Genomic DNA, 13,016 nt, shown 5'->3' with positions numbered 1-13,016 from the left:
TTCGCCGGCGCCCGGCAGGTGGCGGGCCGTTCCCGGACGGCTGGCGGCCAGGCGCGTGATCGGGGTGTCCAACGCGCGGGAGGGGGGTCGCTTCCGGCGATCCTTTGTTAGCCTGGGTACGACACCGGCTCGATCCAAGCCCCCGGGCCCAACCTTCGTCGCTTAGAGCGACCACTTGCCGCGAGGCGAGCATGGCGGGTCGGTGTCTTAGCCGTGATTGCACCAGGTCCGCGCCCTCCACCGAGTGGGGGGCGCGGACCTGTTTTGTATCAACCCACCATTCCAGGCGCCCGAGTTCTCTCGTATGGTGGAAGAGTCTTTCCGAAATTTGTAGCTGGTTACCTTGTACCGGCTGGTAGGTGGGACGATCGGACAACAGGTCCTGCCGCACCCGCCCATCCGTGGACGGCGTGGGGCGGGATCCGTGTACAGCGAAACCAGGGACAGAAGAGGAAACACGGCCATGGCAACGGCGCCCAGCGTCTCGTATTCGATGACGGTCCGCCTGGAAGTGCCCGCGAGCGGAACCGCGGTCTCCCAGCTCACCACCGCCGTGGAGTCTTCCGGAGGATCGGTCACCGGCCTCGACGTCACCGCCTCCGGGCACGAGAAGCTCCGTATCGACGTCACCATCGCCGCCACCTCCACCGCGCACGCCGACGAGATCGTCGAGAAGCTCCGCGGCATCGAGGGCGTCAGCCTCGGCAAGGTCTCCGACCGAACCTTCCTGATGCACCTCGGCGGCAAGATCGAGATGTCGTCCAAGCACCCCATCCGCAACCGTGACGACCTCTCGATGATCTACACCCCGGGCGTCGCCCGCGTGTGCATGGCCATCGCCGAGAACCCCGAGGACGCGCGCCGCCTCACCATCAAGCGCAACTCCGTCGCAGTCGTGACCGACGGCTCCGCCGTCCTGGGCCTCGGCAACATCGGCCCGATGGCGGCGCTGCCCGTCATGGAGGGCAAGGCCGCCCTCTTCAAGCGCTTCGCCGGCATCGACGCCTGGCCGATCTGCCTCGACACCCAGGACGCCGACGAGATCGTCGCCATCGTCAAGGCGATGGCCCCGGGCTTCGCCGGCATCAACCTGGAGGACATCTCCGCGCCGCGCTGCTTCGAGATCGAGGCCCGCCTGCGCGAGGCCCTCGACATCCCGGTCTTCCACGACGACCAGCACGGCACCGCGATCGTCGTCCTCGCCGCCCTCACCAACGCACTTCGCGTCGTGGGCAAGGCAGTTGAGGACGTCAAGGTCGTGATGTCGGGTGCCGGCGCGGCCGGTACGGCCATCCTGAAGCTGCTCCTCGCGGCGGGCGTCAAGAACGCCGTCAGCGCCGACATCCACGGCGTCGTGCACGCCGGCCGCCCCGACCTGGTCGACGCCGCGCCGGACTCCCCGCTGCGCTGGATCGCCGACAACACCAACCCCGAGGGCTACACCGGCACCCTCAAGGAGGCCGTGGTCGGCGCCGACGTCTTCATCGGCGTCTCCGCCCCGAACGTGCTCTCGGGCGAGGACGTCGCCGCCATGGCCGAGGGCGCCATCGTGTTCGCGCTCGCGAACCCGGACCCGGAGGTCGACCCGGCCGTCGCGCGCCAGACCGCCGCCGTCGTGGCCACCGGCCGCTCGGACTTCCCGAACCAGATCAACAACGTGCTGGTCTTCCCCGGCGTCTTCCGCGGCCTGCTCGACGCGCAGTCGCGCACCGTGAACACCGACATGATGCTGGCCGCCGCGGCCGCCCTCGCCGACGTCGTCGGCCAGGACGAGCTGAACGCGAACTACATCATCCCGTCCGTCTTCAACGACAAGGTCGCCGGAGCCGTCGCGGGCGCCGTCCGCAAGGCCGCGCAGGCCGCTCAGACTCCCGCTGTGACGGGGCCCACGGCCTGATACCGGCGCGTCGCGGGATGCGGGCCCCCCGGGGCGCCCATAGGGTTGCGGGGATGCCCGCGTGGCCCGCGGTCCGCATCCACCGGAGCCATCCCCCGGAGCCCATGGTGCGGACGGAGCGTCACCGCGGCGTGACTGTGGCGCTTTTCGTGTGACCCTGGCGGGTGCCGGATTGGCTTTCCCGCCGCTGGTGGGGGCAGGATGCGTAACCGGGCGAGAGGGTCTGACGTTCAGACCCGGGTCCGGGCACTGTCCTAGGGCCCTGGCAGCATCGGCTTCGATCTCACGCCTCTAAGGCAAGTTGAACACGGGAGTACAACATGAACCGCAGTGAGCTGGTGGCCGCTCTGTCCGAGCGCGCCGAGGTGACCCGCAAGGACGCCGACGCCGTTCTGGCCGCGCTCGCCGAGACCGTCGGCGAGATCGTCGCCAAGGGCGACGAGAAGGTCACCATCCCCGGCTTCCTGACCTTCGAGCGCACCCACCGTGCCGCTCGCACCGCGCGCAACCCGCAGACCGGCGACCCCATCCAGATCCCGGCCGGCTACAGCGTGAAGGTCTCCGCGGGCTCCAAGCTCAAGGAAGCCGCCAAGGGCAAGTAGTACCGCCCTTGTGCCGAGGGCCGCACAGGCCCTCGGGACGGCAGTGGTACGTAGAACGGCCGAGGGCGGCCACCCCGTTCGGGGTGGCCGCCCTCAGGCCTTTCCAGGGCCCCGCAGGGGGCCCGGCAGGGGCCCCGTCGGGCCCCCGCGGGGAGATGGTCAGACCAGGTCGCCGTTGGGCAGCTCGACCTTGGCGCCGAGCTCCTGGAGCTTCTCCATGAAGTTCTCGTAGCCGCGGTTGATCAGGTCGATGCCGTGGACGCGCGAGGTGCCCTCGGCCGCCAGCGCCGCGATCAGGTACGAGAAGCCGCCGCGCAGGTCGGGGATGACCAGGTCGGCGCCCTGCAGCTTGGTCGGGCCGGAGACGACCGCCGAGTGCAGGAAGTTGCGCTGGCCGAAGCGGCAGGCGCTGCCGCCCAGGCACTCGCGGTACAGCTGGATGTGAGCACCCATCTGGTTCAGCGCCGAGGTGAAGCCGAGGCGGGACTCGTAGACCGTCTCGTGCACGATCGACAGGCCCGTGGCCTGCGTCAGGGCGACGACCAGCGGCTGCTGCCAGTCGGTCTGGAAACCGGGGTGCACGTCCGTCTCCAGGGCGATGGCCTTCAGCGGGCCGCCCGGGTGCCAGAAGCGGATGCCCTCGTCGTCGATCTCGAAGGCGCCGCCGACCTTCCGGTACGTGTTCAGGAAGGTCATCATCGAGCGCTGCTGGGCGCCGCGCACGTAGATGTTGCCGCCGGTCGCCAGGGCCGCGGAAGCCCAGGACGCGGCCTCCAGGCGGTCCGGGAGCGCCTTGTGGTTGTAGCCGCTCAGGCGGTCGACACCGGTGATCCGGATGGTCCGGTCGGTGTCCATGGAGATGATCGCGCCCATCTTCTGCAGGACGCAGATGAGGTCTTCGATCTCCGGCTCGACGGCGGCGTTGCTGAGTTCCGTCACGCCCTCGGCCAGGACGGCCGTCAGCAGGACCTGCTCGGTCGAGCCGACCGACGGGTAGGGCAGGCGGATCTTGCAGCCGCGGAGGCGCTGCGGGGCCTCGAGGTACTGGCCGCCCTCGCGCTTCTCGATGGTCGCGCCGAACTGGCGGAGCACGTCGAAGTGGAAGTCGATCGGACGGCCGCCGATGTCGCAGCCGCCCAGGCCCGGGATGAAGGCGTGGCCGAGGCGGTGCAGCAGGGGGCCGCAGAAGAGGATCGGGATGCGGGAGGAGCCCGCGTGCGCGTCGATGTCGGCGACGTTCGCACTCTCGACGTAGGTCGGGTCGAGGATCAGCTCGCCCGGCTCCTCGCCGGGGCGCACGGTCACGCCGTGCAGCTGGAGCAGACCGCGCACGACCCGCACGTCACGGATGTCGGGAACATTGCGCAGCCGGCTCGGCTCGCTGCCGAGCAGGGCGGCCACCATGGCCTTCGGCACGAGGTTCTTCGCACCGCGGACACGGATCTCGCCCTCGAGCGGGGTTCCGCCGTGGACAAGCAGGACATCGTTGCCGGTCATGGATCTCGCGTTCCGGAGTGGATGGGCAGGGGACCAGACGTAAGGGTAAGGGCCACCACCCCCATGTTTGTATGGGTGACGGGGCCGTAGGACTGTCATGAATACGGCACAGCACCCTCGGTGTCCGCCAGGTAGCGGAGTGTTGCGTTCCGGCGTGCGGGGCGGCGCGCGCTCCTCTCTGTCGCCGTGCGCCCTGAGCTGCGCTTGATCCGTTGCCGTCGCCCGCTCCCCCCGAGGGGCGATTGTGCGAGATCATGTGCCCATGACCGAGGTGTCCTCCCTCACAGGGCGGCTGCTCGTGGCCACCCCCGCCCTCGCGGACCCGAACTTCGACCGCGCGGTGGTGCTGCTGCTCGACCACGACGAGCAGGGCTCGCTCGGCGTGGTCCTCAACCGGCCCACCCCCGTGGACGTCCGCGACATCCTGCTCCCCTGGGCCCCGCTGGCCGGCGATCCGGGGGTGGTGTTCCAGGGCGGCCCCGTCGCACTGGACTCCGCCCTGGGCGTCGCCGTGATACCCGGTGAGGAGGGGCCGCTCGGCTGGCGCCGGGTGCACGGGGCGATCGGCCTCGTCGACCTGGAGGCCCCGCCCGAACTCCTCGCCACCGCCCTCGGCGCCCTGCGGATCTTCGCCGGCTACTCCGGATGGGGCCCCGGCCAGCTGGAGGACGAGCTCGGCGAGGGCGCCTGGTACGTCGTCGACTCAGAACCGGGCGACGTCTCCTACCCGGACCCCGAACGGCTGTGGCGGGCGGTGCTGCGCCGCCAGCGCAGCGAGCTCGCGATGGTCGCCACCTATCTGGACGACCCGTCGCTGAACTGAGCCCGGCGGGGTTCAGTACCCTGGATTTATGAGCACTCTTGAGCCCGAGCGCGGGACTGGTACGGGGACCCTCGTAGAACCGACGCCGCAGGTGTCCCACGGCGACGGCGACCACGAGCGCTTCGCCCATTACGTCCAGAAGGACAAGATCATGGCGAGCGCGCTCGACGGCACCCCCGTCGTCGCGCTCTGCGGCAAGGTCTGGGTCCCGGGCCGCGACCCGAAGAAGTACCCCGTCTGCCCCATGTGCAAGGAGATCTACGAGTCCATGGGCGCCGGCGGCGACAAGGACAAGGGCGGCAAGGACCAGTAACCAGGTCCTGGTCTGTGCCGCCGAAGGCCCCCGATGCGCGCGAGCGCGTCCGGGGGCCTTCGCCGTGTGCGCGGGGCGGGTTAGGGTCGGCCCGACGAGCGTCGCCCCGCGGGGACGGGTGCCGAGCGGGACGCCGCGGGCCGGCCGCCGCCTCCGCGCGGGTGACCGGCCGGCCGACGCGGAGGACTGACGCATGGACCTGATCCCGCTCCCCGAACACCTCGTTCCCGACCCGGAGGGGCGCCGCCACACCTTCGGACCCGACCCCGTGCTCGACGCCGGGCCCGGCACCGGGGGTGTCGCGCGCTGGCTGCGCCGGGAGGTGGGCGCCGCCACCGGATGGGCCCTGCCCGCGCCGGCCGCCGGCGCGCGCGGCGACGTACGGCTGCGGATCGGGCCCGGGGGAGCGGAGGGGCTGGGGTCCGAGGCGTACCGGCTCGACATCGGCGCCGACGGCGTGGAGCTGACCGGCGGGGACGCCGCCGGGCTGTTCTGGGGCGCCCAGACGCTGCGTCAGCTCCTCGGCCCCGACGCCTACCGGCGGGCGCCCCTGCGGCCCGGCCGGACCTGGAGCCTTCCGTACGCGGCCGTCACCGACAGCCCCCGCTTCGGATGGCGCGGCATGATGCTCGACACCGCCCGGCACTTCACGCCCAAGGACGGGGTGCTGCGCCACATCGACCTGCTCGCCGCCCACAAGCTGAACGTGCTCCACCTGCACCTGACGGACGACCAGGGCTGGCGCGTCCAGATCGAGCGCCATCCCCGGCTCACCGAAGTGGGCGCCTGGCGGGCCCGCAGCCGCTGGGGCCACCGCGCCTCCCCGCTGTGGAACGAGACCCCGCACGGCGGCTTCTACACCCAGGACGACATCCGCGAGATCGTCGCGTACGCGGCCGAGCGGCACGTACGGATCGTCCCCGAGATCGACGTCCCCGGGCACTCGCAGGCCGCCATCGCCGCCTACCCGTGGCTGGGCAACGCGGACGTCGTGGACACCGCCGCGCTCGGCGTGTGGGACGACTGGGGCATCAGCGAGAACGTCCTCGCCCCGACCGAAGAGGTGCTCCGCTTCTACGAAGGGGTCTTCGAGGAACTGCTGGACCTCTTCCCGGCCGAGGTCTCGCCGTTCGTCCACGTCGGCGGCGACGAGTGCCCCAAGGAGCAGTGGCGGGCCTCGCCCGCCGCGCAGGCGCGCGTCCGCGAGCTCGGCGTCGACGGGGAGGACGGCCTCCAGTCCTGGTTCATCCGGCACTTCGACGGCTGGCTCGCCGCCCGCGGCCGCCGGCTCATCGGCTGGGACGAGATCCTGGAGGGCGGACTCGCCGACGGCGCCGCCGTCTCCTCATGGCGCGGGTACGCGGGCGGCGTCGCCGCCGCCGAGGCCGGGCACGACGTGGTGATGTGCCCCGAGCAGCAGGTGTACCTGGACCACCGTCAGGCGGACGGCCCCGACGAGCCGATGCCCATCGGGTACGTGCGCACCCTGGAGGACGTCTACCGCTTCGAGCCGGTGCCGCCGAAGCTGTCGCCGGAGGCCGCCGCCCACGTGCTGGGCGCCCAGGCCAACGTGTGGACCGAGGTGATGGAGAACCAGTCCCGCGTGGACTACCAGGTGTTCCCCCGGCTGGCCGCCTTCGCCGAGACGGTCTGGTCGCGGCTGCCCGAACCGGAATCCCGTGACTGGGCCGGCTTCGAGGCGCGTACGGCCGCCCACCTGGCCCGCCTGGACGCCCTCGGGGTCGACTACCGGCCACTGGCCGGACCGTTGCCGTGGCAGCGGCGTCCGGGGGTCGTGGGACGCCCGCTCGAAGGCGCGCCCCCGATCGTGTGACCCGGGGGCACGGGGGGCGCTCCGGCGCCGCCTGTCCGGAAGCGGAACTCTTCGGGAACCTTTGGAACTCTCGCCCAAAGGAGGCTGATCCAGGGGAAAACGGACGTTCGGGCGGAGGGGGGCCGGACCGTGCCGCGGGCGGCGCCGGCCCGCCCGCACGCCCCGCCCGGGGGCCCCGCCCCGGCCGCGCGCGGACGGCACCGGCCCGCGGGCCGGCACCCCGTACCCGGGCGACCCTCGCGCCGGGCGCTCCCGAAGATGTGCCAGAGTTGCCACGTCCCGGCGGTGAGCACGTACCGTACGGCGGACAGGCGTGAGCGCCGGGACCGGGACATCGGGAAGGGGCAGCCGGGTTGACCACGCACGCACCGCACACACCGCATTCGGCTCAGGGGCCGCACGCACCGCACTCGTCTCTCGGGCCGCAGGCGGAGCGGGCGCAGTCCGTGATGCTGCCGGCCTCGCTCGACGAGGCCGTCGCGGCACTCGCCGCCATGCCCGCGGCCGTGCCCGTGGCGGGCGGCACCGACCTCATGGCCGCCGTCAACGCCGGGCTGCTGCGCCCCGCCGCCCTGGTGGGCCTCGGCCGGATCAACGAGATCCGCGGCTGGCAGTACCAGGACGGGCACGCGCTCCTCGGCGCCGGACTGACGCACGCCCGGATGGGACGGCCGGACTTCGCCGCCCTGATCCCGGCGCTGGCCGCGGCCGCCAGGGCCGCCGGCCCGCCGCAGATCCGCAACGCCGGCACCCTCGGCGGCAACATCGCCTCGGCCGCGCCGACCGGTGACGCCCTGCCGGTGCTGGCCGCGCTGGAGGCCGAGCTGGTCATCGTCGGCCCCGGCAGCCTCGGCGACACCGGATGCTCGCAGCGCGAGATCCCCGTCTCCCACCTGCTGGCCGGCCGCGACATGCTGCGGCCGGGCGAGCTGATCGGCTTCGTGCGGGTGCCGCTGCTGCACGCCCCTCAGGTGTTCCTGAAGGCCACCGGGCGTACCGGCCCGGGCCGCGCGGTGGCGTCCGTGGGACTCGTACTGGACCCGGCGCGCCGCGGAGTGCGGTGCGCGATCGGCGCGGTGGCCCCGATGCCGCTGCGGCCGCTGGAGGCCGAGCAGTGGGTGGCCTCGCTGATCGACTGGGACGGGGACCGCAGCCTGGCCCCCGAGGCACTGGAGGCCTTCGGCGAGTACGTCGCGGCCGCCTGCGTGCCCGACCAGGGGGAGCAGGTGTCCTCGGCGGTACTGCACCTGCGGCGGACGGTGGCCGTGCTGGCGCGCAGGGCCCTGGGGAGGGCGCTGACCTCATGAGTGAGAACGAGAACGTGAGCGGAACGACGGGGAACGCGGGGCAGGGCGCCGGGGCCGGCAACGGCTGGGGCTGGGAGCCGGTCCCGCAGGGCGGCGAGTACGACAACGAGGCCACGGCCTTCGTGCAGCTGCCGCAGGAGATGCTGGACGCGCTGGACAGCGGGGAGCCGCTCGCGGCGCCCGGGCACGGCTTCGTGCCGCCGCCGATGATCGTGCCGCTGGGGTCGGGCAGTGCGGACCCCTCCGCCACCGGCACCTGGACGATGCCGGTGCAGTGGCCGGACGCCGGCTCGGGAACGGCCCCCGGGGCGGCGGGCTCCGGCCCGTCCGCCGGAGCCGCCGCGCAGGCGCCCGCCCGCGCGCCGATCCCGGCGTCGATCCCGCTCCCGGCGTCGGTGGCGGCCGCGTTCGCGGCGGCGCCCGCGGGAGAGGCCGAGGCCGAGCCGCAGAACGGTTCCGCACACGCCGAGCCGTCCGCCGGCGGGGCGCACGGGACGCTGGGCGGCGGGCTGCACTTCGACCCGTCGGGTGGCGCCGTGTACGGGGAGCCGTCGGGCGGCGTCCCGCACGGGGAGCCGCAGGGCGGTGCCCGCCTGCACGGGGAGCCGCAGGGGGCGTCGCACGCCGGCCTGCTCGGGGAGCCGCAGGGCGGGCCGCACGCCGCGCCGCAGGGTGGCCCGTTCGGGGCGCACCCCGCCCCGCACGGGGGTGTGCCGCACTTGGACCCGCAGGCCGCCCCGCAGGCCGACCCGCAGGGGGGCTCGCACGGGGGTGTGCCGCACTTGGACCCGCATGCCGCCCCGCAGGGTGGCCCGCACGGGACGCTGGGCGGCGGGCTGCACACGGGCCCGCACGCCGACCCCTACGCCGACCCCCACGCCGAGCCGGATCCCGGCGCGACCGCCGAGTGGCACTTCCCCGAGGCGGTGCACCGCCCGGAGGACGCGATGGCGACGGGGCAGTGGACGCTGCCCGGCGGCGCCGGCGACCCCGCCCTGGACGGCGGCTGGGGCGGTCCCGCCGGCGGGACGCCCGCGCCCTGGGAGCAGCCCGCGGCGCCCGAGGCGGCTCCCGGGGTGCTGCTGAGCTCCGGCGTGCTCCCAGGCGGCGCCGCCGGTGCGCCCGCGGCCGCGCTGTCGGCCGGACGCGGTCCGAGGGTGCTGGGCGGCCCCGGCGTGGGCACCCCGCTGCCCGAGGGCTACCTCCAGGCCGGGCCGGAGCCCGAGGCCGTGCCCGCGGCCGCCCCGGACATCGAGGCCTCGCACGGCCCGGCCGAGATGCCGGTCGAGGGTGAGCGGTCGCGTCCGGTGGAGGCCGACGGCGGTGCCGAGGGCGCCGAGACCGCCGGACCCGCCTTCGCGGAGCCCCCGGCGGCCGCTCCGGCCGAAGCGGAGGCCGCGCCCGTGCCGGGTGACGGCGGTGCCGACAGCGGTGCGACACCTCCGGCCGAGGGCGACACCGGGAGTTTCCCGGTCCAGGAGACCGCGTACGAGGAAGAGCGGATCCCCGCCGTCGCCCAGCACGAGCACCCGTCGGCGTCGTACGTCCTGCGGGTCAACGGCGCCGACCGGCCCGTCACCGGGGCGTGGATCGGCGAGTCCCTGCTGTACGTGCTGCGCGAGCGGCTCGGCCTGGCCGGCGCCAAGGACGGCTGCTCGCAGGGCGAGTGCGGAGCCTGCGCGGTCCAGGTCGACGGGCGGCTCGTCGCCTCCTGCCTGGTCCCGGCGGCGACGGCGGCCGGCAGTGAGGTGCGTACCGTCGAGGGCCTCGCGAGCGGCGGGGAACTCTCGGACGTGCAGCAGGCGTTGTGCAGGTCGGGCGGGGTGCAGTGCGGGTTCTGCGTACCCGGCATGGCCATGACCATCCATGACCTGCTGGAGGGCAACCACGCCCCCAGCGACCTCGAGACCCGCCAGGCGCTGTGCGGCAACCTCTGCCGCTGCTCGGGCTACAAGGGCGTCATCGAGGCGGTCCGCGAGGTCGTCGCGGAGCGGGAGGCGACCGCCGCGGAGGCCGACGCGCTCATCCCGCACCAGGCGCAGCCCGGCGAGGGCGGGATCCACGCGGCCCACGGGACGGACGGCTTCGACCCCTTCGGCTCGAACCCGGGATCCGGCGTGTTCGACGGCGGCCAGACGGCCTACGACGGCGGCCAGACGGGCTACGACGGCGGCCAGGCGGCCTTCGACGGCCAGGCGGGCCCGCACGGGACCGACGGCCGGGGCATCCCGACCGGCCACCTCGGCCCCGACGGCTTCCCCGGACCGGACGGACCCTCCGGGCCACACGGACCCGACGGGCTCGGCGGCCTGCACGGGAACGGATTCGGCGGGGACCAGCACAACGGAGGCATGGCGTGAGCGGGCAGGACGCGGCCACGGCGACGGCCGGCACCACCACGACCACCACCATGGCGACGGTCAGCCTTGGCGCCGACGGCGACACCGAACAGCCGCGCCCCCTGCGCGGCATCGGCGTCTCCGTCCCCTCCGCCGACTCCCGCGCCAAGGCCGAGGGCACCTTCCCCTACGCCGCCGATCTCTGGGCCGAGGGCCTGCTGTGGGCCGCCGTGCTGCGCTCACCGCACGCCCACGCCCGCATCCGCTCCATCGACACCTCGGCCGCCGCCGAGATGCCCGGCGTGCGCGCCGTCATCACCCACGCCGACGTCCCCGGCGCGACCACCCACGGCCGGCGCATCGCCGACCGGCCGGTCTTCGCCCACGACGTCGTACGCCACCACGGCGAGCCCATCGCCGCCGTCGCCGCCGACCACCCCGACACGGCGCGCCTCGCCGCCGCCGCGATCATCGTCGAGTACGAACTCCTCGACGCCGTCACCGACCCCGAGCAGTCCTTCGGCGCGGCCCCGCTGCACCCGGACGGCAACCTGATCCGGCACATCCCGCTGCGCTACGGCGACCCCGAGGCCACCGGCGAGGTCGTCGTCGAGGGCCTCTACCGCATCGGCCGCCAGGACCCCGCCCCGATCGGCGCCGAGGCCGGCCTCGCCGTGCCCCGCCCCGACGGCGGCGTGGAGATCTACACCGCCTCCACCGACCCGCACACCGACCGCGACCTCGCCGCCGCCTGCTTCGGCCTGGAGCCGGACCGCGTACGCGTCGTCGTCACCGGCGTGCCCGGTGCGACCGCCGACCGCGAGGACGCCGCCTTCCAGCTGCCGCTCGGCCTGCTGGCCCTGCGCACCGGCTGCCCGGTGAAGCTGGCCGCCACCCGCGAGGAGTCCTTCCTCGGCCACGCCCACCGGCACCCGACTCTGCTGCGCTACCGCCACCACGCGGACGCCGAGGGCCGGCTGGTCAAGGTCGAGGCCCAGATCCTGATGGACGCCGGCGCCTACGCCGACGCCTCCGCCGAGTCCCTCGCGGCGGCCGTGGCCTTCGCCTGCGGCCCGTACGTCGTCCCGCACGCCTTCGTCGAGGGCTGGGCGGTCCGCACGAACAACCCGCCCTCCGGCCACGTCCGGGGCGAGGGTGCCATGCAGGTCTGCGCCGCGTACGAGGGCCAGATGGACAAGCTCGCCGCCGCCCTCGGCATCGACGGCGCGGAGCTGCGCCTGCGCAACGTCCTGGCCACCGGCGACCTGCTCCCCACCGGCCAGACCGTCACCTGCCCGGCCCCCGTCGCCGAACTCCTCCGCTCGGTCCGCGACTTCCCCCTGCCCTCCCTCCCCAAGGACACCCCCGAGGAGGAGTGGCTGCTGCCCGGCGGCCCCGAGGGCGCGGGCGAACCCAGCGCGGTGCGGCGCGGCGTCGGCTACGGCGTGGGCATGGTCCACATGCTCGGCGCCGAGGGCGCGGACGAGGTCTCCACCGCCACCGTGAAGGTGGTCGGCGGCGCCGCCACCGTCATCTGCGCGGCCGTCGACACCGGGCAGGGCTTCGCCACCCTCGCCCGCCAGATCGTCCAGGAGGTCCTCGGCATCGACGAGGTGACCTGCGCCCCCGTCGACACCGACCAGCCGCCGGCGGGCCCCTCCGCCCACGGCCGCCACACCTGGGTGTCGGGCGGGGCCGTGGAACGGGCCGCGAAGATGGTCCGCACGCAGCTCCTCCAGCCCATGGCCCACAAGCTCGGCATGTCGACGGAACTCCTCCAGATCCAGGACGGCCGGATCACGTCGTACGACGGGGCCTTCTCCATGTCCGTCGCGGAGGCCATAGAGGGCAAGGAGCTCTGGGCGACGGCCCAGTGCCGCCCCCATCCCACGGAGCCGCTGGACTCGGACGGTCAGGGCGACGCCTTCGTCGGGCTCGCGTTCTGCGCGATCCGCGCGGTCGTCGACGTGGACATCGAGCTGGGCACGGTGAGGGTGGTGGAGCTCGCCGTCGCCCAGGACGTCGGCCGCGTCCTCAACCCCCGCCAGCTGGAGGCCCGTATCGAAGCGGGCGTCACCCAGGGCGTCGGCGCGGCCCTGACGGAGAACCTCCGCTCGGTCGCCGGCCTGGTCCGCCACCCGGACCTGACGGGCTACGCCCTGCCGACGTCCCTGGACGCCCCGGCGGTGCGGATCGTCCGTCTGGTGGAGGAGCGGGACGTGGTGGCCCCGTTCGGCGCGAAGGCGGCGAGCGCGGTCCCGGTGGTGACGACCCCGGCGGCGGTGGCCTCGGCGGTCCGCGCGGCGACGGGCCGGCCCGTGAACAGGATCCCGATCCGGCCATCCGCGGCGGTCGCGGCACCGGTGCCGGCGGCGCCCAACTCCTAACCGCTTGGGGCCTGTCG

General features: G+C 74.2%; 9 protein-coding genes. 8 read left to right on the top strand and 1 reads right to left on the bottom strand.

Annotation, left to right across the window (positions count from 1 at the left end):
* Positions 1 to 463: 463 nt before the first annotated feature.
* Both D1J60_RS13540 and D1J60_RS13530 read left to right on the top strand, forming a co-directional pair.
* A complete protein-coding gene (locus tag D1J60_RS13540) occupies positions 464 to 1,897 on the top strand; it encodes an NAD-dependent malic enzyme (protein WP_125821272.1) in 1,434 nt (477 codons plus the stop codon).
* A gap of 320 nt (positions 1,898 to 2,217) precedes the next feature.
* On the top strand, positions 2,218 to 2,499 hold the full coding sequence (locus D1J60_RS13530; RefSeq protein WP_007264399.1) for an HU family DNA-binding protein: 282 nt from the start codon (positions 2,218 to 2,220) through the stop codon (positions 2,497 to 2,499).
* Between the two features lie 159 nt (positions 2,500 to 2,658).
* Here the strand turns inward: D1J60_RS13530 and murA are convergent, their stop codons facing one another.
* Complete coding sequence (gene murA / locus D1J60_RS13525) at positions 2,659 to 3,996, bottom strand: UDP-N-acetylglucosamine 1-carboxyvinyltransferase (RefSeq protein ID WP_125594919.1); 1,338 nt, start codon at positions 3,994 to 3,996, stop codon at positions 2,659 to 2,661.
* A 262-nt stretch (positions 3,997 to 4,258) separates the two neighbouring features.
* On the opposite strand from murA, the gene D1J60_RS13520 reads away from it, so the two are divergent.
* From D1J60_RS13520 to D1J60_RS13495, 6 genes are all read left to right on the top strand, one after another.
* Positions 4,259 to 4,819, top strand: a complete 561-nt coding sequence (locus D1J60_RS13520) for a YqgE/AlgH family protein (protein ID WP_125594918.1) — start codon at positions 4,259 to 4,261, stop codon at positions 4,817 to 4,819.
* A 28-nt stretch (positions 4,820 to 4,847) separates the two neighbouring features.
* A complete protein-coding gene (locus tag D1J60_RS13515; RefSeq protein ID WP_125821271.1) occupies positions 4,848 to 5,132 on the top strand; it encodes a DUF3039 domain-containing protein in 285 nt (94 codons plus the stop codon).
* 193 nt (positions 5,133 to 5,325) lie between these two features.
* Entirely contained in the window at positions 5,326 to 6,966 is a 1,641-nt protein-coding gene (locus tag D1J60_RS13510; RefSeq protein ID WP_125821270.1) for a beta-N-acetylhexosaminidase, read from the top strand.
* 449 nt (positions 6,967 to 7,415) lie between these two features.
* Positions 7,416 to 8,273: an FAD binding domain-containing protein gene (locus D1J60_RS13505; protein ID WP_206436639.1), complete on the top strand. Its 858-nt coding sequence runs from the start codon at positions 7,416 to 7,418 to the stop codon at positions 8,271 to 8,273.
* Positions 8,270 to 10,633, top strand: coding sequence for a 2Fe-2S iron-sulfur cluster-binding protein (locus tag D1J60_RS38040; protein ID WP_241253253.1), 2,364 nt, complete (start codon positions 8,270 to 8,272; stop codon positions 10,631 to 10,633). Before D1J60_RS13505 ends, D1J60_RS38040 begins: the two co-directional genes overlap by 4 nt.
* A 50-nt stretch (positions 10,634 to 10,683) precedes the next feature.
* Positions 10,684 to 12,999 (top strand): xanthine dehydrogenase family protein molybdopterin-binding subunit, encoded by a 2,316-nt coding sequence (locus D1J60_RS13495; RefSeq protein WP_125824008.1) that lies wholly within the window; start codon positions 10,684 to 10,686, stop codon positions 12,997 to 12,999.
* Positions 13,000 to 13,016 lie beyond the last annotated feature (17 nt).

This window comes from Streptomyces sp. W1SF4, assembly GCF_003950035.1.
Lineage (GTDB): Bacteria > Actinomycetota > Actinomycetes > Streptomycetales > Streptomycetaceae > Streptomyces > Streptomyces racemochromogenes.
This window is presented reverse-complemented; position numbering and strand designations above follow the sequence as displayed.

Coding starts and splice junctions, on each gene's coding strand:
- D1J60_RS13540 (WP_125821272.1), top strand. CDS start 464: ATGGCAACGGCGCCCAGCGTCTCGTATTCGATGACGGTCCGCCTGGAA.
- D1J60_RS13530 (WP_007264399.1), top strand. CDS start 2,218: ATGAACCGCAGTGAGCTGGTGGCCGCTCTGTCCGAGCGCGCCGAGGTG.
- murA (WP_125594919.1), bottom strand. CDS start 3,996: ATGACCGGCAACGATGTCCTGCTTGTCCACGGCGGAACCCCGCTCGAG.
- D1J60_RS13520 (WP_125594918.1), top strand. CDS start 4,259: ATGACCGAGGTGTCCTCCCTCACAGGGCGGCTGCTCGTGGCCACCCCC.
- D1J60_RS13515 (WP_125821271.1), top strand. CDS start 4,848: ATGAGCACTCTTGAGCCCGAGCGCGGGACTGGTACGGGGACCCTCGTA.
- D1J60_RS13510 (WP_125821270.1), top strand. CDS start 5,326: ATGGACCTGATCCCGCTCCCCGAACACCTCGTTCCCGACCCGGAGGGG.
- D1J60_RS13505 (WP_206436639.1), top strand. CDS start 7,416: ATGCTGCCGGCCTCGCTCGACGAGGCCGTCGCGGCACTCGCCGCCATG.
- D1J60_RS38040 (WP_241253253.1), top strand. CDS start 8,270: ATGAGTGAGAACGAGAACGTGAGCGGAACGACGGGGAACGCGGGGCAG.
- D1J60_RS13495 (WP_125824008.1), top strand. CDS start 10,684: ATGGCGACGGTCAGCCTTGGCGCCGACGGCGACACCGAACAGCCGCGC.